Below are 26,986 nucleotides of genomic sequence, written 5' to 3'. Positions count from 1 at the left end.
AAACCCCTCCCCTACTTCTTTCCTCCTCGACGTTTTTGATTAGAAAGCTCCTCTGGGCTGAGGCTGGGCTTTTCTTTGGGCTCCTCGAGTTCGGGAATTTCATTTGGGCTGGCTGCTGGCGGAATTTCGGGCAAGGCCGCCGCTTTTAGCCCCCAGGCATAAGGGCCCGTCAAGCTCCAACGATCTTTTGGGCGCTCGGCCTCTAGCCATTTGAAGCCCTTGAGCTGAAGTTTTTCGTGCTTAACTTGGCCCATGGGGTACAAAACGGCCTTGGGTTGGCCCATAAACTTGATGCGATCGACGTTCCGCTCCTTAAAACGAACCTGCATATCCGAGCAATCCATATCATTGACGCCCGCATAGCGGCCCTGCTCGTCTAGGGCATAATACACCATTTCGCCATTGTACTGAATATCGGCCCGCTGCAACTCATTATTTTGGAAATGCGCCCGAATATCTCTGGCCTTGATCTGATTGAAATAAACCTCCTCTTTGCTCGAGGCCATAAAGGCATGCTGGAGCAAAAAGAGCTCTTGCAAGGACTGATCGGCCAAGCGGCCCCGCAAAGTATCGGCGGTAAACTGCACCGAATCCAGCCAAATTCGGGGATTTCCCCGCAGCTCAAAAAGCGAATCGGCTTCATTGTAGACCAAAGAGTCGCCCAAAGCCTGAATATCGGACTTAAAGACCTGCACCTGATGATAGGCCCGCAATTGATAGGCCCCAGCGCTGTCTTTTTCCATCCGAAAGGTATCGGCGGTCATCCAAAGGCTGTCGCCATCCAATAACATCAGGGCAATCGGATGATCTTGGGCCAACATCTGCCCCGTCGAATCATTGTAATAGACCGAGCCCGCCATCAAACGGCTTTGCTCTACGGTATCTTCCAAAATAACTTGGCCCTTGGCCCAAGCCTCTTTGCGGCTCTCGCTATACTCTAAGGTTTCGGACCGAAGAATTTGGCTGCCTCGCTTGGCCGTTACCCCATCCTGAAACACCATAGCCTCTTTTTCCTCATCATAGTAAGAGTCGCCAGCCAAAATTTCCTGATTTCCCTCTTTGCCCTTGCGCTCAAAACGAGGATGGCCCAAAAACTCAAAACGGCCTTTCATCCCCCGCCGAACAATCGTATCGGCATATACTTTTTGGCTTTCCTCCTCCAAAATGGCATTGCCAATCAAATAATAGCTATCCTCACTGCCTACGTATAATATGGTATCGGCAGAGGCGCGGCGACTATTTTGGCCCTTGCGCTGCAAATAATAAGGCGAGCCCGTCAGTTCGGCCCTTTCGGCCTTATTATCATAATACCCCGATTCGCAATAGACCAGATTTTCATCATCATACATATAGGTAGGGGCCAAAAAATAGCTTTTTTCCTCCTCCGTATTAAAGGCCATAGAGTCGGTAATCAACTTATATTTGGGGTGGTTGAGGCGGACCGAATCGACAAAATAGGCCATTTTGCTCTCCAGCTCATAATAGCCCCGCTTACTTTGCAACTGGCTAGAATCCGAGACAATCAATACCCCCTGCGGATAACTGGCTTTCTTTTGCGCCAAATCATAATGCAGATAATCAGTAAATAAAGTCATAGAGCTATCCTGCAAAACCACCTGATTTTTTAGTTCCGCCTCCCGCTTTATTCCATCATAGCGCAAACTATCCGAAAAGGCCCGAATGCTATCGTCTTGCAGCATTTCCACATCTCCGTAGGCCAACACTTGGTCATTGGGCGCCTGCTGGGCGGTATCGCACCAAAGGTGCATCTCTTTTTGCTTAAAATGGACCTCTCCTTCCAGAAATAAATAGCGGCCATCGGCCCGGCTTTCGCCTCTTCCCTTATTACTGTGGAGCAATTGCACTCGGCTCGTATCGCTGTTTGTGCTATCTCTTTGGGCATAGCTCTCTAGCCCCAAAAACAACAAACAACAGAGCAATAAATAACGCATAGATTGCTTTTTTTTATCTTATTTTTTTGGGGCCTCCGCCTCGCTTCGCTCGTCGGCGCTACGTTTCGGGGCTCGCAGGTCTGCTCGGCCCTGCGGCGCAAAGCGCCTTGGTCTGCGGCTTCGCCGCCCCCCTGCACATCGCTAGGCCGACTGGCCCAAGCCTTCTTTTTTGGCCCTAAAGACCAACTTTTGCTTGGCTGTTTACAAAAAAAGGGCCCAGAGAGCGGCCAAAACCGATTTCTCTGGGCTTTTATTAGACCATTAACTCCTGTTTATTTGTTCTTTTTGGCCTCTTTTTCAAGTAGCTTTTGCTCTTTCTTATAGGCTTTGCCCATGCCGTAGGGTTTGTATTTGCCACTCAAGACCGTGCGGTAGCGCTCGGGGTGGCGGCGAATATCCTCCATCAATAGGCTCATTTCTGCAATGGCTTTTTCTACATCTTGCAAAAGGGCTTTATCGTGCATCAAGGCAGAAAGCAGACCTTCTTGGTCCTTAAAGTTGGTCAATTCTTGCAATTGGGCCATCAGCTTGTTGGTTTCTGCCAAGGTACCCTGCATGCCTTCCGCCAATTGGCCAAATTCTTCTACGGTATTTTTAGTAGCGCCTAGGGTCTCCGACAATTTGGCCGATTTCAATTCATCTGAGAGCGTAGCCAAATTGCTCATCAGGGCCGTAATTTGATCATTGTTGGCTTTTACATTGCCTGTGATCGACTCCATATGGCTCATCGTATTGACAAAGCTATTGGTAGAGCGCTCTAGCAAAACAGAAAGCAACTGGCTAATCACCTTAAGGTTTTCGATACTGGCTTGTACATCATGTACAGATTTTTTAAGGCCAGACTCCTCGCTTTTGGCCAACTCCTTAAAGGCTTGGGTCAAAGAATCGATTCGGCCCATATAAGGCTCAATCAGTTCTTGGGCCATATCAATCATGCTACCGGCTTCTCCACGGACCTCATCGCCAGTTTGCAGGCAATCGGCGCCAGAGCAGCTGCCTTCAAACTCCATAGAAACAGCCTTTCCGCTCATAATACTGAGCGTGACCAACTTGGGCTTTACCGTTTTGGGCACATCTACTCCATTATAAAGGTGCATTTCTACCAGTACTTCTTTGGGATTTTTCTGGTCGAGTTCCATATGCGTAACTGCGCCCACCTGCAAACCATTCACAGTTACAGGAGCTCCTACGGCCAAACCATCTACAGCAGTAAAGCGGCCAGTAATTACGGTATCATTGGAGAGGATATTGTTCCCTTTTAGGAAATTGTACCCCCAGATGAGTAGGAAAATAGAGAAGGTCCCTAGGATACCTACCTTTACTTCGTTAGAAATTTTCATGCTTTTAATTTAGTTTGATATAGCGCTCTGGATGTTGGCGAATTTCTTGAACTTGCCTAGCCATCTCGGCGGTTTTGGTCTTGATATCGGCCTTTAATTTGGCATCATGCAATAGCCAAGCATAACTGCTGCTGTCGGCAGGATTATCGACCTTATCCAATAGGGTTTGTACAGCAATAATCTTGGCGTTAATACTATCTAAGTTGGGCAGGGGAATATCGGTAGGGATCATAGTGGGAATCTTCTGAATGACAGAGTCGGCCACTAGCTGATCCGTTAATTCCTTATACTCACTAATCTTTTGGTTGATTGTGGCCTCTTGGGCATCTACTTTTTGGGCCAAATCTCTCAAATCGAGAAGGACGCCAATAGCGGCCTGCCCTTTTAGCTTCAATTCCTTATCCTTAGCCGTAGCTGCTCTAAACTGGGCCAAATCGGCTTGTAGTTCGCGTACAGCTCGGACCAGGCTATCGGAAGTGGGAAACCACTCTTGCAAGAGGCTATCTACGGGGTCTAGATAAGGGGCGGCCATATCTCGAATATCGGTGAGGTAAGAGCTATTTCGGCCCTTAATCACATCTCCTTCTTTGAGATAATCTTCTGGTCCACAATTTTCTTTATATGGCTTTTGCAAACGGAGGTAAAGCATATCCTTAGAAATGGGGCTAGGTGCATGCGCATAGGCAATAACATTTTTGGGAATCTTTTTTCCGGGCGTAATGCCTAAGGTCACCCGAATTTTCCTGCTGCCATCTGTGCGCAAAGCAATGGCTTTGACAAAGCCCATCTCCATACCATGCAAATAGATATAGGCGCCAATATCTAGGCTACCCACCTCATCAAAGTCGGCATAAAGGGTGGTTTCTGGATTGATACTGGGCACAGATCGCAGGCGTTGGTAAATTACAATAAAGCTAATGATCGCCACAAAAGCGACAATGCCGATCCAGATATATTTTCGTCTATTTTCCAAACTAAGGTATCTAATTGGTCCAAAAAATTGGGCGGCTCATTTGGTCACAACCAGCCCCAAAGGGGCGCAGTTCGACGACCAAAGGGAGTAACCGATGTGGAGCAGTGGCCGTCAGGCCAGACCGAGGCGGCTTTGCCGCCGAAGGGCCGAGCAGACCTGCGAGCTGCAGAACGTAGCGCCTGCCGAAGGTAGGAGGCCCCAAAACATCAGCGAGCTGCAGAACGACAAGCAGGCTGCAAGCCGTCTTCTACGACTGTAAGGAGTAACGCCCCAAAACATCCCTCAGCTAAAAAGGAGCGGAAAGTCCTTAGCCAATGGCCCCAAAACTTGAAAGGGCAAAGGTACATAAAAGTTTTTGTGTTTAAATAGCTGAGAAGTTGGCAATTAGTTGGCAAGCAGGCTTCGGGCCTCGGCCAGCGAGATGCGTTTGCCATTTTTGTAGGCCACCACAAAGGCGCCATCAAAGCCTTTGCTGCGCCAAAAGCGTTGAGCCTTAACGGCCTCGAGCATAGAGGGATAATTGCCCGTTAAATATTTGTAAAGGCCATCTTCCTGTTCTTCTTCTAGCTCTTCTACGCTGCTCCAGGGGGCTTTATGCACCGCAATAGGTTTTGGAGAAGCGCCCAGCTGCACCCGCAACTGCAAATTATTGGCCTGATAGCCATTGCCTTTATCTATAATTTTTTTGTAGCTGCGGATCGCTCTAAAAATGGCTGAGGCCAAATAAGCCTGTCCTTTATCCGAATTGAGATATTTTTCTTCTGCAGCATTGCTCAAAAAGCCCGTCTCGACCAAAACCGAGGGCATATTGCTTGCTCGGAGGACCACAAAGCCGGCCTGTTTGACCCCACGGCTTTTTCGGCCCACTCTTTCCTTAAACTGCGCCTGAATTTTTTCGGCCAAAAGCACACTTTGGCTGAGGTAGGCATTTTGGTACATAGAGAGCATAATATGTCCCTCGGGAGAGTTGGGATCATAGCCACCATAGCGTTTTTGGTAATTATCTTCTAGCAAAACCACTCGATTTTCTCTTTTGGCCACATCTAGATTTTCCTTGGCTCGGTGCAAGCCCATGACAAAAGTCTCCGTTCCCTGAATATTTTTTTTGTGCTTGGGCAAAGAATTGCAATGCACCGAAATGAAGAGGTCGGCCCCTAGGCGGTTGGCAATTTCAGAGCGCTCGTGCAAGGGCACAAAAACATCGGTGCTACGGGTATAGACCACCTTGACATCGGGCAGATATTTTTTGATATACCCCCCTAATTTAAGGGCAATTTTGAGGGCCACTTCTTTTTCCTTGGCCTTGGCGCCAGAAGAACCATTATCCTTACCGCCATGTCCCGCATCAATGACAATCGTGCGCAAACCCGACTTTATCGCAGGACCTTCTTTTTCTAGGGCTATTTGTGGCAAAAAGCAGTAAAATAACAATAAAAATAGGCTGAACAAGGGCCGTTGGCCCCAAAAATTAGGCAGTGCAAAAGGCATAAGTCTCTCTTTTTAAGGGGCAAAAGTACAGCTTTGTGAGGCTAAAAAAAAATTGTATCTTTATCTTCTACTCAACACAAATTTGCCCATGTTAGCAAAGACAATTACGGTATATCATGGAACTTCTAAACAAGATGCAGAGTCTATACTAAAAAAGGGTTTTAATCGCAGTAAAGGGGATGATCATTGGTTAGGGGATGGCGTTTATTTTTTTACTGAGTCCGCAACTTGTCCTCAACCTCAAGAAAAAGCAGAAGAATGGGCTATCGCAAGCGCTTGGGATAATGGGTCTTATAAATATACAGAAGGAGCTGTTTTAATGGTAGAAGTTGAAATCCCTACCGAGGACTCTAGATTTTACTTAGATCTTAATACTCCTAATGGAATAGCTCTTTTCAATATTATTAGAGACAGATTCCAAAAATTTAGTTTTGCTACAGCAAAAAGAGGCTTTAAGCCAAAGGAGATGTTTAAAGATGGAACAATTATCAATTGGGGAAGGAATCTTCTAAAATTTGACTTCTCACTAATTTCAGGGGATTTCTATGTTAAAAATAAACTAGAAAGAATTAAATTTTTTAATTGCAGAATTCCAAACAGTACATTTTTAGTTGTTTTTGATACTGCCCTTATAAAATCCACTAAACTAATCAAGACTATCCCTAATATAGATAAATTATGAATGAAAAAATTGATTGGGCTGCTTGTGTAGATGAGCGCATAAAGGCTGAAAATATCACTGAGGAAAATTTCATGTCTTCTTTAGAAAAAGATGGTATTGAGTTTATTCCTCTTTCCTTAGAAGAAAAGATGCTTCAGCAAGCTAACACAACAAAGCACTCAAATGCTATAAGTATTAAACAAGGCTTTATCCTAGTTGACAAAGATGTCGAATCTATTCCACTAGAGGCAAGCACAACTATTTACTATACAGAAGTCACTACAGTATCTAGCAATTATCCTAGTTATAATGAAACTAATGCTCAAGACTCTTTAACGACTGCCGCATGAAATTAAAATTAAGCAAAACGATTGCTCCAGAGTTTTATCTTAAGCATGTCCCCAAAGCAACTGAACTAGTTGAAGCTAAGCTAAACCTTGGCTTTAAGCAAATCTATCCTAGCGAGCAAGCTAGACGCTTCGACATACAATTTCATCTAAATTTGCTCGTTCCAGAGGGCTATGAACTACAAGTAGTTTATACGGCTATTTTTTCCACCGAAGAGGATATTGATGAACAATTCAAAACATCTGATTTCCCAAGAGTTAATGCGCCCGCTATTGCCTACCCTTTTCTTAGGGCCTTTGTCGGACAACTCAGTTTGAATGCTGGTTATAAAGCTCTTTTACTACCAAGTATCAATTTTACAGAATTTAAACAGTAGACTTTATCTACAAAAAAGCGCAGGAGCTATTTGCTCCTGCGCTTTTTGCATTCCCTATACCGGATGCTCCTCTTCTTCCTTGAGTTCATGCCGCAATTCTTGCAGCTCTTTACCCAAAAAGTGACCAATAGCCGTTCTGAGGACCACAATAATCCCCAAATTAAAGAGCTCATCAAGCTCTGGACTCACCACCGAATGCACAATATCCGAAACGATCAAAAAATCTAGGGCAATTATAATATAGCTCCCCAATACATTCCGAAGCGCAAAAATTTCGGAGGCTTCTTTTTGGCCCCGCAAACGGTCCCACTCTAGCTGTAAAAAGAGCAGAAAGCCCCGCAAAAAGCCAATGGCCAAAATGGCAATCCCCACAATATCCGCAATGCGCTCTAGCCATTCAAAAACAGTAAGCATCAAAGTCGGATGATGGCTTTCGGCCTCTGGGCTAGCCCAAAGAAATGCAGGGAAGACCAACAAAAGGAGCAGTCCCCAAAAAGATTTATTTTTCATAAGTCGTCTAGCAATTGATGATTTATGATCAAAATAAGACATCTGAAGAATCAAGTTCTCTAGCCCAAATCACATAAAAAAACGCGGCTTCAAACTATCCAAATAATCATCTGGATGCTTGTTGTCTTCTATGATTTGACGCAAAACGGCATGCAGCTCCTCCCCTAGTTGGGCGCTTCTGTCTGCAGGATCTTCTAGCTCTTCATAGGCCATATAAAGCTCCATTTTCGCCTCATTGCTCTTTTCTTCTACAAAATCTTTCAGTGCTGCTAGGCAGCTTGTTTTATACTTAGACATGTTGATCGGGGGCTGCTCCTGGGTTTACATCAAAATATTTATCCATCAATTGGGGCTTAATGTCGGTGGCATAAACCCAAGCTCGGCTAATCGTGGCAATCACCTCGCTTTCATCCAAACCACGCACTTCCCGAATGCTCTTAATGGCCAAAAGGTCCTTAAAAATACCAAAAGCCATCCCATACATATTATAGTTAAACTCCAACACCTCCCGATAAAAAGGTACGGTCATCTCGGCTGGAATTTGCAAAATGGGCGTAAGTACCTGAAAGTAAGTATCCTTATGCTCATTCTCTTCAATTTCCCAGCAGTCAATCCAAATTTCTTGCTGCTCGCGGGCAATGGTCCAAGACCCCGCCTCTTTTCCCTTGCATTTTTCAGGCTCCAAACCCAATTTTTCCAAAGCACCTTCAATCAACTTGTAGGTTTCTTCAATATTTTGCATCTGCATTATTTTTTACAATGATGAATGGGGCACAAAGATAGGCCTTTTTTTATGCCTCTTCCATGATTTTTTATTTTTTTGGGGCTGCCCCGCCCTGCGGGCGGGTCGGGCTGTGCCGCAGCTCGCAAGTCTGCTCGGCCCTGCGCCGCCAAAGGCGGCTAGGTCTGGCCTGCGGCCACTGCTATCCATCCCTCAGCCGAGGCGCTTCGCGCCTTGGCGGCGGCTTCGCCGCCTTCCCTAAACGCAAAAGAGCTTGTTCAATTTGAACAAGCTCTTTTGCTTAAAGACCAAAAGCGCTAATCTTCCTCTTCTACGGTTTCTACACCCGCCATCACACGGTCTACCAATACACGACCACAGTGCTCACAGATAATAATCCGTTTGCGCTGATTGATTTCGAGCTGTGTTTGAGGGGGAATATGATTAAAGCAACCGCCACAAGAATTACGCTCTACGGTAACTACCGCCAATTTGTTTTTATAAGCGCCACGGATACGGTCATAGGCTTTGAGCAATCGCTCTTCTACCTTTTTGCGCGCCCGCTGAATCTTACGATCCAAAGTTTTTTCTTCTTTCTCGGTCTTTACAATAATCTTCTCCAATTCGGCCTGCTTACGGTCCAAAGCATCTTTCTTCAATTCGAAACGCTTTTGGGCCGCCTCTAGGGTAATCTTTTGGTTAGAGAGCTGGACCTTAGCCTCCTTGATGCGCTTATTAGACAACTGAATGTCCAACTTCTGCAACTCAATCTCTCGGCTGAGGGCATCATACTCTCGGTTATTGTTTACATTTTCTTGCTGCTGTCCATACTTTTCAATAAGAACCTCAGCTTCTTTGATTGTATTTTGGTGCTTGCTAATTTTTAGCTCCGTAGCTTTGATATCCTCGCTCAATTTATTGACACGAGTTTCTAGGCCCACGATTTCATCCTCTAGCTCACTCACCTCCATAGGGAGCTCACCTTTTAGACGCTCAATATCGTGCAGTTTAGAGTCTAGTTCCTGCAGTTCAAATAGATACTGTAGTTTTTCTTCTACAGGGACGTTAACAGTCTTTTTCTTGGCCATGCTTATAAATAATTTACAGGATTAGTACGTACGGTCGTTTTGTGAACCGTAAAGTTAGGAAATTTTTGGCTGATTAACTCATAAAACAGTTCAATTGTAAACTGCTCGGACTCATAATGGCCCAAATCGGCTATAATTAGTTGGCCATCGGCATCAAAAAACTCATGATATTTATAATCAGCGGTAACAAATACATCTGCCCCAGCGCCTTTTGCGGCCCCAAGCAGAAAGCTGCCCGCTCCGCCACAGATGGCAATGCGCTGGACCTTAGGCTGATGAATATGGGTATATTTTACACAATCGGTAGCCATCTTTTGCTTCAAGGACTTCAGAAAGTCGAGGCTATCTTGGGCCTCGGGCAGCTCTCCCACTACTCCAATGCCCACTTCCTGATGGGCGTTTTCTAGGGCAATGAGTTCGTAGGCGACTTCCTCATAGGGGTGGGCCTTCTTTAGGGCCGCCAACACCTTATGCTGAATCTGCTTAGGCAAAATGACTTCTAATTTATGTTCGGCTTCATAATGCCGTTGTTCTTTTTGGCCCAAATGCGGCTGGCTCTGGGCATTACCCTTAAAGCTACCTTGGCCTTTTTGCTCAAAGCTGCATTCGCTATAGTTGCCAATTTGGCCAGCTCCGGCAGCAAAAAGCGCCTCTCGGACCGCCTCTAAATTTTGGCTGGGCACATAGGTCTGTAACTTGAGCAACAAGCCTTTTTTGGGCGATAAAATGCGGAGATTTTGAAGGCCCAATTTTTCGGCAATTTTGGTATTTACGCCCTGTCTAAGCACACTATCTAAGTTGGTATGCGAAGCATAAATGGCAATATCGGCCTTAATGGCCTTAATCAAAATGCGCTCAATGTAGTTTTTCCCATTGATTTTTTTGAGGCCAAAAAACACAATAGGGTGATGAGCGATAATTAGGTTGCAGCCCTTAGCGATAGCCTCATCGACTACCTCTTCTAGGCTATCGAGGCAAAGAATAGCGCCCGTACAATCCCAGTTTTTTTGGCCCAAAATAAGGCCCGCATTATCGTAAGACTCTTGATAAGAAAGCGGAGCTACTTCTTCTAGGAATTGGACAATTTCGGCAATTTTCATAAATGATAATTTTGCATCAATTCAATAAACAGCAAAAAGGGTAACAGCGAGCTGCTACCCTTTTTGGGATATTCGGAAAATGATTTTGGGGAAACTGGCCCTAAAAGCCCGAAGGGCTTATTGGCCTAGCGATGTGCAAGGGTGGCCGAAGGCCAGACCGAGCCAGCGAAGCTGGCGAAGGGCCGAGCAGACCTGCGAGCCCTGTAACGTAGCGCCTGCCGTAGGCAGACAACAAGGCTGCAAGCCGCAGTTCGACGACTGTAAGGAGTAACGCCCCAAAACCACTAGAACAGTCTAGTACTTCCAGTTGCGATTGCGTCCGCCATCGCCTTCAGGCTTGGCTCCTTCTGTTTCGCCATCTTCAGCGATGTAGAATTCTACACGGCGGTTCATGAAGTGCTCTTGCTCGCCAGCGGCAGAGGGGATCAAGTTAGAGGCCTCTCCGTTGAACTTAGCGATAAAGCGGCTGCGATCGATTTCGTATTGGTTTACAATATAATCAATAGCAGTCATGGCGCGGTTATAAGATAGGCGGTCATTGTACTCATCGCTAGCGCGGACATCGGTATGGCCGTGCACCACGACTTTGAGATCGGGATAAGCCTGCATCACGCGAGCGATATGGCGGAGTTGCTCATAAGATTCGGGGCGCAACTTATACTTATCGAGATCAAAGTGGATCATAGGCAAATACCAATCGTTGAGCATGCCTTTTCCGCCACCACCGAGGGGATCAAAAGTTTCGTCGCCAATAACGAGGCGTTCGTTATCGCCCACCACCTTAATATCTTCGGGAGTAAGGGGTTTTGGAACAGCGGCTACACCGTCTTCATCCACCTTATATCCGGGAGGCGAGAAAGGTTCTTTATCGAGATGATCGGGCACCTCATCGCCATCAGAGTCCATGGTACGGCCCTTAGTATCTACGATCGCATTTTCGGGGGTATCGGGTTCCTCATCAATTTTGTTGGGTACACCATCATTATCATCATCCTTAAAGAGGTCGTCATCTAGCTTCTTCTTTAGGTCGGCCACATCAGACATAGGATAGACCAAGGGGTTGACAAACCAAAGCGGCTGAATGCGTTTATCTTTTTTGCCGAGGTGGAAACCTAGGCGGATAGAAGTGTAGTGAGGAATATCAATATTTGAGGTAAAGTCACCGGTTTCGTTTTTCTGTTTGGCATCGATATAGTCATCTACAGAAATAAATCCTTGATGTTCTAGGGCCAAAGAAAGGCGAGGCGTAATGAGATACTCTAGGCTAAGTCCCACATTCATAAAGGGATTTACGGCCATTTTCTTACCATCTTCACCAAAAGTAAAGATGTTATTGCTATTCTGTTGGGCAGAAGTTTCGTAATCATCATCTAGGATACCTTTGATGTTGTTACGTACCTCACGGCGGCCCGAAAGCGTAGACAAGTCGATAGGATCGCCGTTGGCGTCTAAGGCTACTCGGCTAAAGTCATAGGCATTGCCGTTTGCATCTAGGGCATTTGTGGTTGTACGATACATATTTACGCCCAAACCAAGAATCAAGTTAAGGCTCCACTTATTACTCTTCTTATGAAACTTGATATTGTTCAAGTTGAAGACCGACTGCAAAGAAAGCGCATGATATTGCGGAATCTTATAGTTGGCATAAAAAAGAGTATTTGGGCCAGCATACTGCGTAGTAAAAGGCTCAATATCTTGATAAGAGTTTTGGCTAGAAGCCTGATAGTTGAGTCCGCTAGCTTGGCCAAACATATACTCGGCCTTTAGCGACATCACATAGCCCAAAGATTTGCGAACATGAACGCTAGCGCCCCAGCCAAACTGAGATTGAACATCGCCGCTAATGAGAAAGCTACCAGCGCCTACGCCTAGCTGCCACATGTCTCTTGGACGACCGGGGAACTGGCTTTCGCCTTTCTTCCATTCAGCATGTTGGCTTTCATATTTTTTAGAGACAAATTGGTCATCTGTCGGGTTAACAGATATTTGCCCCTGAGACGGAGTCCAAGCCCCAAAAGATAAGGCAAGGGCCAAGGCTCCTTTCATGAGGTGTTTAGTAATTTGCATATACGTGTTTTTTATCCACAATGATGATGTAGTAATATAACTAGCAGATTTGCATGGGGTCAAATCTGCTAGCAAATATAATTTGGTGTACAAAATTAGGGTTTTTCTATTGTTTTTCAAGTCAATAAAAGAAAAAACCCTAAGTAAACATACATAGTATAATCCACTATACGTTAAAATAAGTTAGGTCAGTTTTTCCAAAGCCAAGGTAAGCGCCGTAGTAGAGAGCTGATATGGCGAATTGTTTCGCTCCTTCACTTCTTCTAGGGCTTGACGAATGGTCCAGGAAATGTCCTCAAAAATAGCCGCATCCGTTAGGGCTTCACGGCTTTTCATCAGGTAGGCAAAGACTCTGGCCATACCGCAGTTGGCAATAAAGTCAGGAATTAAGCTTAGTTCTTCATCGGTTTGCTTGGCAGTTGGTCCAAAAAAGACCTGATCATCTACAAAAGGTACATTAGCCCCACAAGACATTACTTTAAGGCCTCCTTTCTGTAGACGCGCCACCTGCTCTGCGGTCACTAATTTTGAGGCCGCTCCAGGAATAAAAATATCGGCTGGAACATCCCAAATGGCTTTTTGAGCTTCTTCAAAGGGAATTAGTTGGTCAGATTGCAGTTTGTTGCCCTTTTTGTTCAGGAACAAATCCACTACTTGCTCGTAGCTCAATCCTTCAGGGGCAATTACCCCACCTGCAACATCAATAATTCCCACAATTTTCGCTCCATTTTTTGCAAAATAGAAGGCCGCAGCCGAGGCTACATTCCCCCAGCCCTGAATAATTACTTTTTTATCTTTTACAGTTTCTCCATGATACAAGTCATAATAATGAAAAACTGCCTCAGCTACTCCATAACCCGTCACCATATCAGCAATGGCCAATTTTTCTTCGGTTTCTGGAATATACGTCGGATCTTCAATAATTTTAGATACCCCTAGGCGCAATTGCCCCAAAGCCGCAATGCGCTCGCCTCCTGTAGGCTGCAAATGCCCATTAACGATGCCCTCTTGGGGGTGCCAAAGGCCCAAATCTTGGGTAATTGGAATAACATCTTTGAGTTCATCCACATTGAGGTCGCCTCCGGTTCCATAGTAGTTTTTCAACAATGGAATGACGGCCTTGTACCAACGTTTCAATACTTCTTCTCGGCGAGGATCGTTGGGATCAAAGTTAATTCCCGATTTGGCCCCCCCAATATTGGGTCCACAAACCGAAAATTTTACCTCCATGACTTTTGCCAAAGAGATCACCTCTTCTTTATTCAAACCTTTGCGCATGCGGGTTCCTCCTCCTGCGGCCCCTCCTCTCAAGGAGTTGATAACGACCCAGCCCTTAGCTTCGGTTTCTGCATCAGACCACTCGAAAACGATTTCGGGGGTCTGCTCTTTGTACTGTTTTAGTAGTTGTTCCATAGCTTCTTAAATTTTCGGCCAAGATAACGATTTCAACAGGTATTCAACTCGCCCCTCTCCTATTCTTAATCATATTTTAATTTTATTTTGTTTTTTTAGGGGCCTCCGCAGCAAAGCTGCGGCGCTATGTTTCGCAGCTCGCAAGTCTGCTCGGCCCTTCAGCCCTTCGGGCTTCGGTCTGGCCTAACGGCCACTGCTGCACAGCGCTAGGCCCGCCCGCCGCTCGGTTTTTTGTTTTTGTCCTTGGCCCATTTCTATTTGCTTATTTATTAATTGTATGCTTAGTTCTAGTTGTATTCCTTCTGCCGTTCATGCCGCTCAGTTTTCTGATTGGCAATTGGGGGCCCAAATTCGCCCGCTTTCTTTTTGGACCCAAGAGCAGCCGCCCGCTGCGCCCAAATTAATCTTACTCAGTCTGGGCGATCGGCCCCAACAAGAGGGTTTTCGCAAAGCACTTTATGCTTTGCAGGCGGTTTTCCCTAGCCAAGCTCCCTTCATTTTAGACCTTGGCTATTTGCCCCAGCCGCAGGCGCTCTCTTTTCTGCTCGAGCAGCCTTTGGTCCAAAACAGTTGCCTGTTCCTAGTCGATCCCGAAGAGCAGGCCTTTCCTACATTAATCAAACAGCTCAATGGCCAGAAATCTAGCATCATTGATCAAAAGCTCATTTACCAAGAAGCCCAAAGTAGTTACCTCAATGAGTTAGAAATTGCTAGCCATTTGGCCTTTTTGGGCTACCAAAGCCACTACTGCGCTAAAAATAGCCTGATCCGCCTGCAAGAGGCGGGCGCTTGGACCCAAAGGCTGGGCTTGCTCCAAAGCCAGCTTTCCGAAATAGAGCCCAGTTTTAGAGAAAGCCAACTCCTACTCTTTCGCCTCAATAGCCTGGCCCAAAATGGCTTTTTAAATCCCCAAGCTCCAGAGCCCAATGGCTGGACCAATAAGGAGGCTTGCCAAATTATGAGTTATGCTGGCCTTTCCGACCAGATTCAGTTGGTCTGCCTCCAAAACTTCAGGGCCGATTATCAGGCCGCTCCCCTAGCCGCAAAACTCTTGGCCCAGATGTGCTGGTATTTTTGCTCGGCCTTCAAAGAACGATTGGCCGAAGGGGTTCCGCCCCTGCAAGAGATGCAGCGCTATGCCCTACAGCTTCCTCAAGATAACCTCCCCCTCTCCTTTTATCAGTCTCGCCGTTCTGGCCGTTGGTGGTTTAGCCTCAGCCAAGAAGAAGAGGCCCCTCGCCTACTTGCTTGTAGCGAAAGAGATTACCTTTTGGCTTGTAAGGGCCAAATTTCGGAGCGCATTTTTTGGTCCGCCCAACAGCTTTAACACAAAAAGAGGAGCCCAACTAGATAAGTTGGGCTCCTCTTGGGCCTCCTACAGGCCCGAAGGGCCTATATTAAAATATCGCGAAGCGATGCCATTTTGCGCTGGGCGAATGCCCAGCGCATCGGCTGAGGGATGGGCAGCAGTGGCCGAAGGCCAGACCAAAGCCCGCAGGGCTGCAGGGCCGAGCAGACCTGCGAGCTGCGAGACAGCCCGACCCGGCCAAAGGCCGGGGCAGCCCCAAAACATTAATAAATTAAGGCAAAAGTGCTTTGAAAGCAGCATAACCGGCATTGGCCTTAGGGGTGGTAGAACAGCCCAGTTCGCTAGCTCGCTCGTTGATATCTTCTACTCGGTTATCGGGATTGGGGTGCGTGCTCAAAAAAGCAGGCGTAGAGCCCGATTGGCCTTGGTCAATTAATTTCTGGAAAAAAGCCGAAGCGCCATTCGAGGCATATTCGGTATCGCAGAGGTAATCCACAGAATGGTCATCGGCATCCCGTTCGTGGCTACGGCTAAAGCTGAGGCTAGTCAGGTTAGTCACAATTTGGGCCAACATACCGGGATCCTCTCCGGCCAAGACCGAAAGCATAGTACTTAAACCATAGGCTTGAGTCATCTGCTGGGTAGAGTGGCGTTGATCGGCATGAGCAATTTCGTGGCCCAAAACGCCTGCCAAATCATCGGCTTGGTCCAAAAACTTAATTAATCCGGTATAGACATAAATGTAGCCGCCGGGCGCACAAAAGGCGTTTAGGGTATTATCATCCTGAATAATATAGAGCTCCCAGCCAAAATCGCTGCGATAATTGAGTTCATCGGAAGATAAAATCTCATCTCTCATATCATAGAGATACTGATAAGCCGCCTCATTGCCGGCATAAGGCAGCAGGGGATATTCGGCGGGATTTGCGTCGATTTCGGTCTTGAGCTGTGCTCCAAACTCCTTATCTTGTTCTAGAGTAAAGATATTGATGCCCTGGTCCTTTTTGCAAGCAGAAGAACCCAAGAGCAAGGCCAAAAAGAGCAAGGCCAAAGAAAAATGCTTGTACATAGGGTGTTATTTTTTGGCTAAAAAAAGACTGAACTCTAGCCCTGCTAGAGTTCAATCATCGATTCAGATTGTGCTTAGAAAAGCTCAATAAATATACCGTAATTATTTGCGGGCCAAGACCTTTTTGGCAGCCTCAATCACATTAACGGCATCCAAGCCATATTTGGTCATCAGTTCGGTCACGGTACCGCTTTCGCCAAAGCTATCCTGTACGCCCACCATTTCGATAGGAGTAGGGAGTTTTCGGGCCAAAAGGCCAGCAATACTCTCGCCCAAACCGCCATAGATATTATGCTCTTCGGCGGTAACCACCGCCTTGGTTTTGGCAGCAGAAGCCAAAACGGCCTCTTCATCTAGCGGTTTGATGGTGTGAATGTTAATCAGTTCGACGCTAATGCCTTCTTCGGCTAGGGCTTTGGCGGCTTCTACGGCCTTCCAGACCAAATGTCCAGTGGCAAAAATGGTCAAATCTGTTCCTTCAGCCATGACCAAAGCCTTGCCCAACTCAAAGGGCATATCTTCGGTAAATCGGGGCCAGCCTGGGCGGCCAAAACGGAGATAAACGGGACCGTTATGATCGGCAATAGCGATAGTTGCGGCCTTGGTTTGGGCATAATCGCAAGGATTAACGACCGTCATGCCAGGCAACATCTTCATGAGCCCAATATCTTCTAAAATTTGGTGGGTGGCTCCATCTTCACCTAGGGTCAGGCCTGCATGTGAGGCGCAGATTTTCACATTTTTATGTGAATAAGCAATAGACTGGCGAATTTGGTCATAGACTCGGCCAGTGGCAAAGTTGGCAAAAGTAGCCGCATAGGGAATTTTGCCCGCGGTAGCCAAACCAGCGGCTAGGCCCATCATGTTTGCCTCGGCAATTCCAACCTGAAAAAAGCGCTCTGGATGCTCATCAATAAAGGCATTCATCTTTAAAGAGCCAATTAGATCGGCACAAAGGCCCACCACCTTGGGGTTCGTTTGGCCCAAAGCCTGAAGTCCATCGCCAAAACCGTCGCGGGTCGACTTTTTGCCGATGCTTTTAATATCTTTTAGCATAGCTATATATAATTAATAGTCCGGTTCTAGAATTTGGTTAATAATCGCCCAGTCCTTCGGGCAATTGGGCCAAAGCATTGGCCAATTGTTCATCAGAAGGGGCTTTGCCATGCCAAGCATGAGTGCCCGACATAAAGTCGACGCCATGTCCCATATCTGTTTTCAACAAAAGGACCACAGGTTGGCCTTGGCCGCTAGCCGCCTTGGCCTGCGCCAAATAGTCTAATACAGCCGCCATATCATTGCCTTTTTCGCCAATCAAGACCTTCCAGCCAAAGCTTTCCCATTTACTGGGCAAATTGCCTAGGCTAAGAACATCATCATTGCTGCCGTCAATTTGCTGGCCGTTCCAGTCTACCGTCAAAATAACGTTATCTTGTTTGTTGTGGGCCGCAAACATCGCCGCTTCCCAAATTTGGCCTTCTTGCAATTCGCCATCCCCACAAAGAGCATAAACCAATTTATCGTCGCCATCCATTTTTTTGGCCAAAGCCGCTCCTAAAGCTACCGAAAGCCCTTGGCCCAAAGAACCAGAAGCTACCCGAATGCCTGGCAAACCCTCATGGGTGGTGGGGTGGCCCTGCAAACGGCAGTTGAGATGACGAAAAGTAGCCAATTCCTCTACAGGAAAATAGCCCGAACGCGCCAAAACGCTATACCAGACAGGTGAAATATGGCCATTGGACAAAAAGAAGAGGTCTTCATTTTTACCCTCCATAGAAAAGTCTGTATTGTGCTCCATTTGCTGGAAATAAAGAGCCGTGAAGAATTCCGCACAGCCCATAGAGCCACCAGGGTGGCCACTTTGCACGGCATGCACCATCCGCAAAATATCACGGCGGACCTGCGTGGCCATCTGCTCTAAATATTGAATATCTGCCATTAATTATTGAGTATGTAGTGAGAGAGTTGTTTGTCTAAATAAAAGGGTAGGGGAGGGGCTAGCGCAAAGGCCGCTGTAGGTCGGCAAAGTCATTGTCTAGCTGGTCTATTGCTGGCCCAATGGGGTACTGCTGCAAAATGCCCTTTGGCAAAGGCTGCAACAAACGCAAAGCATCCGATAGCTCTGTAGCGAGCAGCCACTGCCGCATATCTTCTCCATCTAGCAAAAGAACGGGCATTTGTTCCTGATCCAAGGCCTGCAATTCGCTGTTGGCCGGCACCGTCACCAAGCTAAAAGTTTTCAACAATTGCCCTCTGGGCCCTTCCCAATGCTCCCAAATGCCCGCAAAGGCCATGAGCTCCTGATGAGGCAGCAAAATGCGATGCGCCTGTCCATTTTTTTCCCATACGTAAAAACTATCGGCAAAAACTAAACAACGATGCTGACGAACAGGCATACGGAAAGAATGCCGCTTTTCTATGCCTTCTGCCTTGGCCAACGGAAAACTTAGACCAATTCCCGGATCTTTGGCCCCCCTAGGCACCAACCCCCAGCGATAAATCTGCAGTTTAGTCGATTTATTCGTCAAGACATAGGCATTGTTCCCCGGCCCAATATTATAGGAGGCCTGTAGGGGCTCAGCTACATCTATATTAAATACTCGCTTCATCCGAGTTCGACCAGCACTAAAAGAAAAACGTTCGCACATCTTATTTGTCAGTTTGTTTTGCCCAACAAATATAAACGATTTAGACTGTTATTGGTAGGTCGGCCCCGTTTTCTACAATTCTACTGTTTTTTTGGGGCCCGCGGCCGCCCCAAATAGGGCGGGCGGCCGCCGCTAGGCTGCGCCGCTCGCAAGTCTGCTCGGCCCTTCAGCGGCAAGGCCGCTTCGGTCTGGCCTGCGGCCACGGCTGCGCAGCGCTGGGCCAGGGCTCGCTGCGCTCGCAGGCGGCTTCGCCGCCCCCTAAATGCCTTAAAAATATAATCAAATAAATTACAACTTTACATTTTATAAGCAAAAACATAAGTGTTTAAGTTTTAGGGCCAGTCAGGAGACTAAAAACAGGCAAAAAGCTCGATCTATAAAGTTTTCCACGTTTTTCCACGGACTTTTCCACAGTCGAGACTTAAAACAAAAAAATGTAGCTAAAAACAAACTGCAAAAGGCCTGTTTTAACAAACTTATCAACAATATCATTTTATCTATACATAAACAACTGATTAAGAAGGTTTTGAAAAATAAGTTTTCCACAGGCAATTGTGCATAACCCCCATATTTATCCACATTTTATCCACAATGGCAATTTTGGATGTGGATAAAAAATGTGAAGAAGTGTATAAAGGCTGCGAATTGTGAATAAGTCCGACTTTATACACAAAGTTATCCACAGAAAAATGGGTGTTTTTGGGCAAAAATAAAATCCACAATGGGCAAATTGTGGATAAGTCCGTTTTTCGTGGAAAAGCCACTGAAAAGCCCAGCTCAAAACTATTTCAAATTTTCACTAATGTGCATAAACTTGTGGACAAGTCCAAAAAGCTGTGGAAAAGTTAAATTTAAGGCTTCCTTAAGCTAGTGAGTTATCCACTTATCCACAGCCCTAATGATAATAAGAGTTTTTTTAAAAAATTTTTTATTTATAATTCATAAGGGAAGAAGTGCTCCAAAAATCTGCTGCGACAAAATGTTTTAATTTTTGTTTCTACGGCCAAGGAGCAAGTTCTTGCTTTCAGATTAATTTAGCAAGGCAAGATTTTTATTCGGCAGTCAATTTTTAAAAAAACAGCCAACTTATCCTCCATGTGGAAAAGTTTTGTGGAAAAGCGCTCTTTTAGGTTGAAAAATTTAATTTGGGCAAAAGGGAGGAGCGAAGCGACTGGCCTAGCGATGTGGAGGGGGGCGGCGAAGCCGCAGCGACAACAAGGACTTTAGTCCGCAGTTCGACGACTGAAAGGAGTAACGCCCCAAAAAAATCGAAAATTATTCTTTAGAATAAATCTAAATAGATTTTTTCTCAACTGCAAAGGCGGAGCATTGTTCAAGAATAGGAAGCAAGCTCAAAAAAAGGCCGTATTTTGCGGCCCCTCCTTTTAGCGAAAAAAAGCATAATTCAGATGGAGCATAAAAAAATGCGGTTACCCAAGGCCGTAAGTATTTGGTTATTGATTGGGGTAGTGATGGTCTTTGCGCAGGTAGTCATTGGTGGAATTACGCGATTGACCGATTCGGGTTTATCGATTACGGAGTGGAATGTGATTAAGGGGGTTTTGCCGCCGATAGGAGAGGAGCAGTGGACGCTTGCCTTTGAGAAGTACCAAAAGCATACGATTCAGTACGAGAGCATTCATGCCGACATGACGCTTTCGGAATTTAAGTTCATTTATTTTTGGGAGTATTTTCACCGTTTGTGGGCGCGAAGCATGGGCTTTGTATTTTTGTTCCCCTTTTTGTATTTCTGGCGCAAAAAATGGCTACCTGCGGGTCTAATGCGAAAATTGGGCGGGGTAGTGGCCTTGGCGGCTTTAGCGGCTGTATTTGGCTGGATTATGGTCAGTTCGGGCTTGAACACGGAAGAATATGTTTGGGTGAATGCCTATCGTTTGACCACCCATTTGTCTATTGCAATTAGTTTATTGGCCTTATTGTTTTGGGCCAGTTTGAAAGTTTGGCAGCCAGTGACCAAAGATGCCTATCATAGGGTATTGCGGAAGCGGGCTTGGCAGATTACGGCTTTAATTGGGCTACAATTGGTCCTTGGTGGCTTGATGTCGGGCATGAAAGCGGGCTATGTGGCCCCTCATTTCCCTCATATGGAAGTGGCTGCAGATGGCAGTTGGCAGTGGTTTTCGGATGTGTTGTATCAATCGGGAGAATGGAAGTGGGAAAACCTTTTGCGCTATAACAAAAATGCCTTTGCCCCAGCCTTAATTCAGGTTTTTCATCGCTTTACGGCCTATGCCTTGGCCCTATTGATTCCCTTATTGGCTTGGCGGATTCATCGTTCTAAGGTTTCTGCCCGCTTGCGAGGAGCCAATGTTCTTTTGCTTTTGGTTTTGGCGCTGCAAATTGGTTTAGGCATTTTCACGGTCATCAATAGTGTGGGCGGTTCAGAGATTTTCCCGACCCTAGGCGTTTTGCATCAGGCTGGGGGAATGTTGCTTTTATTGGCGATGTTGTACCTCAATTATCAGTTTAGCGAGGGCGGTTATTTGGCCCCTAAGGCGGCTAAAAATGGACCGAAAGCCAAGGAAAAAGCCCTTGCTTAGCCGATAAACTTAAAAAATATACGAAAAGACAGGTTTTTGTGCCTGTCTTTTCTTTTTTTATTTATATTTTCGTGTATAAATAAGTCAACCCTATGTTAGAACCTCTATTGCAGTTATTTTATCCTCGTTTGTGTTTAGCTTGTCAGCGGCAGCCTTTACAGCGGCAGCAGCGGGCTTTATGTACCTCCTGTCAGTATAAAATCAAGCCCACCAACTATCATTTATTTGAAGAGAACCCGGTAGCTGAGCGCTTTTGGGGGCGTTTGCCGATTAGCAGAGCGAGCACGGCCTATCATTTTGTGAAGGGGGGGATATTGCAGCGCTTGATACATGAATTGAAATATGGTCATCGGCCAGAGATTGGGGAGGAGTTGGGGAGAAGTTATGGGCGTTTATTGGCCGAGGAGCCTTTTTGGAAGTCGGTGGATTATATTATTCCGGTCCCTTTACATCCTAAAAAGCGGCATCAGCGGGGGTATAATCAGGCGGCGCGCTGGGCTTCTGGATTATCGGAGAGTTTGGGGGTGCCTTGGTCCGAGAAGTTTTTATTGCGGGCCAGTTATACGGAGAGCCAGACCCGCAAGAGTCGAGAAGAGCGTTTTGCCAATGTTTCGGATGCTTTTGTTTTGCGGCAGGCCGATAAATTGCGGCATAAGCACATTATGCTGGTGGATGATGTCATGACCACAGGGGCCACCATAGAGGCCTGTGCCAAGCATTTATTGAAGGCGCAGATTTCGCTTAGTGTGGTTTGCATTGCTTTGGCGCCTTAGTCTTTTAGGGCTTGGAGTTGGAGAATCGCTTGGGCGAGTTGTTGGTCCATGAGATGGGGAGAACTTTGGAGAGCCTTTAAAATGGTTAATTGTTCGGCTTGGCTTTTATTTTGGCTAATTTTCAGGCAAAGGTCAATAGCTGTTACTTCAACTTGGAAGGCCAGTAATTCGCCAGAGAGGGCCGTTAAGTACTTTTCTGGGAGTTGTTCCCACTGGGGCCAATAAGTGGGCTCAAAAGCCAAAATACTCTCTTCTAAGAGCTGTTTTTGGCCCAATTGGTCCAAGACAGATAGCTGTCCACGAACTTGCAGGGCCAAATAGTTCCAGCTGGGTACATTTTGGCTATGCTGATAATGCTTGGGCGAGATATAGGCATAGGGGCCTTGAAAATGGATCAAGACCTCTTGTTTGTCTTGCTTTAGGAAGCTTTGGGCCTGTGGATTGGCTAGAGCCAGATGGCTTTTGAGTAGGAGAGGGCCAGACCAAAGAAAGGGCAAGGGAGTGGCCCAAAGTTGGCCCTCTTGCTGAGATTGCAAAAGGCCAAAGGGATACTGCTCTTTCATCCATTGAAGTGGGGCAGGAGCATTGCTTTTGAAGCTTTTGGGAATGTACATAGGCGGTAGAATTAGGTTAAATTTGGAGCGTACAGGCCCGTCAGGGCCGCAGGCTGAGGGATGGGCAACAGTGGCCCGAAGGGCCAGACCCAGCCGCCTTTGGCGGCGCAGGGCCGAGCGATCAGCGAGCTGTGAGACAGCCCGACCCGAGCGAAGCGAGGGGCAGCCCCAAAATAAAAAAAGCGCCAGCCCAAAAGGACCAGCGCTCAATATTTATTAACGAGGGCTAAACATCTCGAAGCGAGTAGGTTTGCGACGTCTGGGGAAGTAGTTATTTTCCCGTTCTACATCGGCAGTTTCTAGGTAAGGATCTAAAATAAATTCCTTGATTTCCTTTTCGGTCACAAAGACTTTAGAGACCTTATTGCTATTGTAGCGCCAAATTTCGGCGGGAATATAGCGGACCTCAGAGCTACCATCTACGTACTTTAGCTCGATGATGATGGGCATTACTAGGCCACCCACATTTTTGAAATCGACCTGATAGTAGTTGTAATCTTTGGCCAAAACTTCTTTTTCTTCGGCGCTGAGATTTTGGTAAGCAAAGAGTGAATTGCGCTGTGTTTCCTCATCTACACGGTATTTGTCGCGATCATTGTACTTGTCGCGAAGGTCGGGATAACGCTCCATGACCGTTTGCTTGACCGACTCCTTATTGCGGATATCTCCGATATAAGTGGGGTCTTCGGCATCCCAGATTTTTTGCATGCTCATCTCTTGCTCTGGGTTGAAGGTGTTGAGATGGTAGTGCGTAATTTCGTCTAGGGCAATATCTACATGATCGGTGCCATAGAACCAACCTCTCCAGAACCAATCGAGGTCTACGCCAGAGGCATCTTCCATAGTGCGGAAGAAATCGGCGGGAGTGGGGTGCTTAAATTTCCAGCGGTTGGCATATTCCTTAAAGGCATGGTCAAATAGTTCGCGGCCCATGATCGTTTCGCGCAAAATATTGAGGGCTGTAGCGGGCTTGCCATAGGCATTATTGCCAAATTGAAGGATCGACTCCGAGTTGGTCATGATGGGCACGATTCCATTTTTATCGCCTCCCATGTAATCGGTAATTTTGTAGGCTGGACCACGGCGGCAGGGGTAGTCACGCTCCCATTCTACCTCGGTAAGGTACTGCAAAAAGGTGTTGAGTCCCTCATCCATCCAGGTCCATTGACGCTCGTCAGAGTTCACGATCATGGGGAAATAGTTGTGCCCAATTTCGTGGATAATTACGCCAATCATGCCGTACTTTAGGCGCTCCGAGTAGGTTCCATCAGGACGAGGGCGGCCATAGTTGAAGCAGATCATGGGGTACTCCATACCCGTAAAATTGGCATGGCTAGAAATAGCCACAGGGTAGGGGTAGTCAAAAGTATACTTAGAGTAGGTTTTGAGGGTGTGCACAACGGCACGAGTCGAGTATTTGTCCCAAAGGCCCATACACTCTTTGGGGTAGTAAGAAATAGCGAGTACATTGCGATCGCCAAATTGTACGCCTTGGGCATCCCAGATCAATTTGCGAGAGGCCACAAAGGCTACATCACGTACATTAGAGGCATAGAAGCGCCAAGTTTGGCTACCTTCTCCTTTTTTGCTTTCATTGGCTTTGGCCTCCTCTTCCGTAATAATGAAAACGGGATCTTTGGCCGTTCTGGCTTTTTCGATACGCTCACGTTGGGTTTTGCTCAATACATCTTTGCTATTTTGCAAAACACCTGTTGCGCCCACGATAAAGTTTTTGGGGACAGTAATCTCTAGGTTGAAGTTACCAAAGCTGAGGGTAAATTCTCCACGGCCCATAAACTGTTTGTTTTGCCAACCATCTACAGAATTGTAGGCACACATCCGAGGATAAAACTGGGCAATATTGTACATATAGTTATCATCTTCTGGAAAATACTCATAGCCTGAGCGGGCACGAGTTTTAATCCCATCATTGATATTGTACCACCATTTCACATCAAATTCAAACTTTTCGCCAGGTTTTAGTGGACGATCAAGATCGATTCGCATCATGGTTTTATTGATGGTATACTTTAGGTTTTCCCCTTTTTTACCACTGACTTTTTCAATCTTAAAGCCGCCATCAAATTTATCAAAAAGACTCATAACTTGATAGCTATACATTTGAGGATCAAGCTTTTGAGTTTCTGTGATTTGGGCGTCAGAACCTTGGGCCCGCACATTTTGGTCTAGTTGCAACCAAAGGTAAGAGAGTTCATCGGGCGAGTTATTATAGTAGGCAATGCGTTCTTTGCCATAAATTCGCTGTTTTTCATCGTCCAAACGAACCTGAATATTATAGTCGGCTCGTTGCTGCCAATACTTATGCCCTGGGGCTCCAGCCGCATTATGGTATTGGTTGGGCGTGGGCAACTCCTCATAGAGCTGCTTAAATTTTTCATGAGCACGTTCTTCTTGTGCCCAGCCATACTGCGCCAATAGAAAAAGGCCAAGTATAGCAAGTAGTGATCGTTTTAGCATAATTGGAAATATCTAAATTTAATGAACAAGATGTTGTGTTTTTGGGGCCTCCTGCCGAAGGCAGGCGCTACGTTTCGGGGCTCGCTGTTCGCTCGGCCCTGCGGCGGCAAAGCCGCCTGGGTCTGGCCTTCGGCCACCCCTGCACATCGCTAGGCCGTTTGGCCTTCGGCCATATTTAGCCAAAAAATAGCTCGGCGCCTTTTTCTAAACAAAGCAAAAAAGCAATACCAGCCACAGCCGAAGAAACCACTAAGGTCCAGTCTCTTTGTGCTTTATGGGCCAATTCTACAAAGATATAATTAAAGGCAAAACAGATGGCCACAATCAAAAGTTGCCCAATTTCTAGGCCCAAATTAAAGCCCAAAAGAGGGGTCAATAGGCTTTCATTGGCCACTAAAGTCTCTTTGAGGAAGTTGGAAAAACCCAAACCATGAATGATTCCAAAGGCCGCAATTAGGCCATAGGCCCAGTTTTTATTGATTTTTGCTCCTCTCTCTGAGGGCGGATAACTGATGTTTTGAACACAGCTAGCCATAATACTCACTGGAATCAAAAACTCAATTAGTGCAGACCAAACGGGAACAATTTCAAAGGTGGCCAAAGCCAAGGCGATAGAGTGCCCCAAAGTAAAGGCCGTAACCAAAATAGCCACGGTCCGCCAGTCACGTATCCGCCAACTGGCACAAATAGCAATAATAAATAGAATGTGGTCGTAGCCGTAGGGGTCGGTAATATGCTCTAACCCTAACTGAAAGTAGAGGCCAAAATTCATGTAGTCGTTTTAAAATGGTGATATATTTGTTCTTCAAGATCAAATTTAATGTACCAAGTTTTTATAAAATACAATCAAAAATACGACTCAGATGCCTAGCTTTTTGACAATTAGTCTACTTTGTTCGATTTTATGGCCTTTTTCTCTGGCCAAATCAGTCCAAACAACGGCCGAAAACGACCACCCTATTTACCTCTCTGTTGCCGAAATAGATTATAAAGAGGAGGAACAAGCGCTACAAATTTCTATCAAGCTCTTTGTAGACGATTTTGAACAGCTTTTTTCTAAGCGCCTAGGAGAAACCGTTGAAATTGGCACCGATCGAGAGCATCCTCAGGCCAATGAATTACTCGCCAATTATGTCCAACAGCATTTCAAACTGAAGGCCGATGGCCAAGCTATACAATATAAGTACTTGGGCAAGGAAATGGGAGAGAAGCGGAATATCTATGAATGCTATGTTTTTTTAGAGGCTAAAAACCTATCCCCTTTTGCTGAACTCACGATTAATAACAGCCTATTAATTGAGGAGCATTTCAATCAATTGAATTTTGCTGCCTGCCACACTAAAAGCCAAGGAGTCCAAAAAGTAATTAGCCGAAAAGGAAGAGAGGTCCAAAAAGTGAGATGGTAATTAATTTGATTAATTACAGTATTGTTGAAAATTTTTATCCACAGTTAACTTTGGTTGTTGGCTGTGGATAACTTTTTTATGGAAAACTATT

General features: G+C 46.0%; 25 protein-coding genes. 7 read left to right on the top strand and 18 right to left on the bottom strand.

All coding sequences use genetic code 11. From position 1 onward, the window contains the following. Window positions 1-11: 11 nt before the first annotated feature. The 4 genes from SGRA_RS09305 to SGRA_RS09285 all read right to left on the bottom strand — a co-directional run bounded on the left by SGRA_RS09305 (window position 12) and on the right by SGRA_RS09285 (window position 5,753). Window positions 12-1,952 carry an OstA-like protein gene (locus SGRA_RS09305; protein WP_015692409.1) on the bottom strand — a complete coding sequence of 647 codons (1,941 nt, stop codon included), beginning with the start codon at window positions 1,950-1,952 and terminating at the stop codon, window positions 12-14. A 272-nt stretch (window positions 1,953-2,224) separates the two neighbouring features. Further along, on the bottom strand, window positions 2,225-3,292 hold the full coding sequence (locus SGRA_RS09295) for an MlaD family protein (RefSeq protein ID WP_015692408.1): 1,068 nt from the start codon (window positions 3,290-3,292) through the stop codon (window positions 2,225-2,227). A 4-nt stretch (window positions 3,293-3,296) separates the two neighbouring features. Next, window positions 3,297-4,265 carry an MlaD family protein gene (locus tag SGRA_RS09290; protein WP_015692407.1) on the bottom strand — a complete coding sequence of 323 codons (969 nt, stop codon included), beginning with the start codon at window positions 4,263-4,265 and terminating at the stop codon, window positions 3,297-3,299. 384 nt (window positions 4,266-4,649) lie between these two features. Continuing rightward, window positions 4,650-5,753, bottom strand: a complete 1,104-nt coding sequence (locus tag SGRA_RS09285; protein WP_015692406.1) for an N-acetylmuramoyl-L-alanine amidase family protein — start codon at window positions 5,751-5,753, stop codon at window positions 4,650-4,652. Between the two features lie 88 nt (window positions 5,754-5,841). Between SGRA_RS09285 and SGRA_RS09280 the strand changes: the two genes are divergently transcribed. The 3 genes from SGRA_RS09280 to SGRA_RS09270 are packed head-to-tail and all read left to right on the top strand — an operon-like array spanning window position 5,842 to window position 7,138. Next, window positions 5,842-6,435 (top strand): poly(ADP-ribose) polymerase family protein, encoded by a 594-nt coding sequence (locus tag SGRA_RS09280; protein ID WP_245538668.1) that lies wholly within the window; start codon window positions 5,842-5,844, stop codon window positions 6,433-6,435. Next, a complete protein-coding gene (locus SGRA_RS09275; RefSeq protein WP_015692404.1) occupies window positions 6,432-6,764 on the top strand; it encodes a hypothetical protein in 333 nt (110 codons plus the stop codon). The genes SGRA_RS09280 and SGRA_RS09275 overlap by 4 nt, the downstream gene beginning before the upstream one ends. Continuing rightward, complete coding sequence (locus tag SGRA_RS09270) at window positions 6,761-7,138, top strand: protein-export chaperone SecB (RefSeq protein WP_015692403.1); 378 nt, start codon at window positions 6,761-6,763, stop codon at window positions 7,136-7,138. Before SGRA_RS09275 ends, SGRA_RS09270 begins: the two co-directional genes overlap by 4 nt. A gap of 54 nt (window positions 7,139-7,192) precedes the next feature. Here the strand turns inward: SGRA_RS09270 and SGRA_RS09265 are convergent, their stop codons facing one another. The 7 genes from SGRA_RS09265 to SGRA_RS09235 all read right to left on the bottom strand — a co-directional run bounded on the left by SGRA_RS09265 (window position 7,193) and on the right by SGRA_RS09235 (window position 14,037). Continuing rightward, window positions 7,193-7,648, bottom strand: coding sequence for a DUF1622 domain-containing protein (locus SGRA_RS09265; RefSeq protein ID WP_015692402.1), 456 nt, complete (start codon window positions 7,646-7,648; stop codon window positions 7,193-7,195). Window positions 7,649-7,717: 69 nt separating this feature from the next. Continuing rightward, entirely contained in the window at window positions 7,718-7,945 is a 228-nt protein-coding gene (locus SGRA_RS09260; RefSeq protein WP_015692401.1) for a hypothetical protein, read from the bottom strand. Continuing rightward, on the bottom strand, window positions 7,938-8,390 hold the full coding sequence (locus tag SGRA_RS09255; protein ID WP_015692400.1) for a YbjN domain-containing protein: 453 nt from the start codon (window positions 8,388-8,390) through the stop codon (window positions 7,938-7,940). The genes SGRA_RS09260 and SGRA_RS09255 overlap by 8 nt, the downstream gene beginning before the upstream one ends. A gap of 296 nt (window positions 8,391-8,686) precedes the next feature. After that, on the bottom strand, window positions 8,687-9,457 hold the full coding sequence (locus tag SGRA_RS09250; protein ID WP_015692399.1) for a zinc ribbon domain-containing protein: 771 nt from the start codon (window positions 9,455-9,457) through the stop codon (window positions 8,687-8,689). Window positions 9,458-9,459: 2 nt separating this feature from the next. After that, complete coding sequence (locus SGRA_RS09245) at window positions 9,460-10,557, bottom strand: Nif3-like dinuclear metal center hexameric protein (protein WP_015692398.1); 1,098 nt, start codon at window positions 10,555-10,557, stop codon at window positions 9,460-9,462. A 294-nt stretch (window positions 10,558-10,851) separates the two neighbouring features. After that, window positions 10,852-12,624 (bottom strand): OmpA family protein, encoded by a 1,773-nt coding sequence (locus SGRA_RS09240; RefSeq protein WP_015692397.1) that lies wholly within the window; start codon window positions 12,622-12,624, stop codon window positions 10,852-10,854. 183 nt (window positions 12,625-12,807) lie between these two features. Beyond that, entirely contained in the window at window positions 12,808-14,037 is a 1,230-nt protein-coding gene (locus SGRA_RS09235) for a Glu/Leu/Phe/Val dehydrogenase dimerization domain-containing protein (RefSeq protein WP_015692396.1), read from the bottom strand. Between the two features lie 277 nt (window positions 14,038-14,314). On the opposite strand from SGRA_RS09235, the gene SGRA_RS09230 reads away from it, so the two are divergent. Further along, entirely contained in the window at window positions 14,315-15,364 is a 1,050-nt protein-coding gene (locus SGRA_RS09230; RefSeq protein ID WP_015692395.1) for an arginase family protein, read from the top strand. A gap of 253 nt (window positions 15,365-15,617) precedes the next feature. On the opposite strand, the gene SGRA_RS09220 is transcribed toward SGRA_RS09230, so the two are convergent. From SGRA_RS09220 to SGRA_RS09205, 4 genes are all read right to left on the bottom strand, one after another. Further along, window positions 15,618-16,415 carry a M48 family metalloprotease gene (locus SGRA_RS09220; RefSeq protein ID WP_015692393.1) on the bottom strand — a complete coding sequence of 266 codons (798 nt, stop codon included), beginning with the start codon at window positions 16,413-16,415 and terminating at the stop codon, window positions 15,618-15,620. A gap of 102 nt (window positions 16,416-16,517) precedes the next feature. Then, window positions 16,518-17,471 carry a transketolase family protein gene (locus SGRA_RS09215; protein WP_015692392.1) on the bottom strand — a complete coding sequence of 318 codons (954 nt, stop codon included), beginning with the start codon at window positions 17,469-17,471 and terminating at the stop codon, window positions 16,518-16,520. A 37-nt stretch (window positions 17,472-17,508) separates the two neighbouring features. Beyond that, window positions 17,509-18,354 (bottom strand): transketolase, encoded by an 846-nt coding sequence (locus SGRA_RS09210; protein WP_015692391.1) that lies wholly within the window; start codon window positions 18,352-18,354, stop codon window positions 17,509-17,511. A gap of 58 nt (window positions 18,355-18,412) precedes the next feature. Then, window positions 18,413-19,063: an SOS response-associated peptidase gene (locus tag SGRA_RS09205; RefSeq protein ID WP_015692390.1), complete on the bottom strand. Its 651-nt coding sequence runs from the start codon at window positions 19,061-19,063 to the stop codon at window positions 18,413-18,415. Window positions 19,064-20,472: 1,409 nt separating this feature from the next. On the opposite strand from SGRA_RS09205, the gene SGRA_RS09200 reads away from it, so the two are divergent. After that, window positions 20,473-21,624 carry a COX15/CtaA family protein gene (locus SGRA_RS09200; protein WP_015692387.1) on the top strand — a complete coding sequence of 384 codons (1,152 nt, stop codon included), beginning with the start codon at window positions 20,473-20,475 and terminating at the stop codon, window positions 21,622-21,624. Between the two features lie 92 nt (window positions 21,625-21,716). Continuing rightward, a complete protein-coding gene (locus SGRA_RS09195) occupies window positions 21,717-22,397 on the top strand; it encodes a ComF family protein (RefSeq protein ID WP_015692386.1) in 681 nt (226 codons plus the stop codon). Here the strand turns inward: SGRA_RS09195 and SGRA_RS09190 are convergent. From SGRA_RS09190 to SGRA_RS09180, 3 genes are all read right to left on the bottom strand, one after another. After that, window positions 22,394-23,011, bottom strand: a complete 618-nt coding sequence (locus SGRA_RS09190; RefSeq protein ID WP_148268314.1) for an FMN-binding negative transcriptional regulator — start codon at window positions 23,009-23,011, stop codon at window positions 22,394-22,396. The two genes, SGRA_RS09195 and SGRA_RS09190, sit on opposite strands and share 4 nt — an antisense overlap. A 216-nt stretch (window positions 23,012-23,227) precedes the next feature. Beyond that, window positions 23,228-25,489, bottom strand: coding sequence for a M1 family metallopeptidase (locus SGRA_RS09185; RefSeq protein WP_015692384.1), 2,262 nt, complete (start codon window positions 25,487-25,489; stop codon window positions 23,228-23,230). Window positions 25,490-25,664: 175 nt separating this feature from the next. After that, window positions 25,665-26,261 (bottom strand): HupE/UreJ family protein, encoded by a 597-nt coding sequence (locus tag SGRA_RS09180; RefSeq protein WP_015692382.1) that lies wholly within the window; start codon window positions 26,259-26,261, stop codon window positions 25,665-25,667. A 91-nt stretch (window positions 26,262-26,352) separates the two neighbouring features. Here SGRA_RS09180 and SGRA_RS09175 point away from each other — a divergent pair, with 91 nt between their 5' ends. Continuing rightward, window positions 26,353-26,895 carry a DUF6702 family protein gene (locus SGRA_RS09175; protein WP_015692381.1) on the top strand — a complete coding sequence of 181 codons (543 nt, stop codon included), beginning with the start codon at window positions 26,353-26,355 and terminating at the stop codon, window positions 26,893-26,895. Window positions 26,896-26,986 lie beyond the last annotated feature (91 nt).

This window comes from Saprospira grandis str. Lewin (assembly GCF_000250635.1).
Classification (GTDB): Bacteria; Bacteroidota; Bacteroidia; order Chitinophagales; family Saprospiraceae; genus Saprospira; species Saprospira grandis.
The sequence above is the reverse complement of the archived record's forward strand: the minus strand, read 5'-3'. Positions and strand labels throughout refer to the sequence as shown.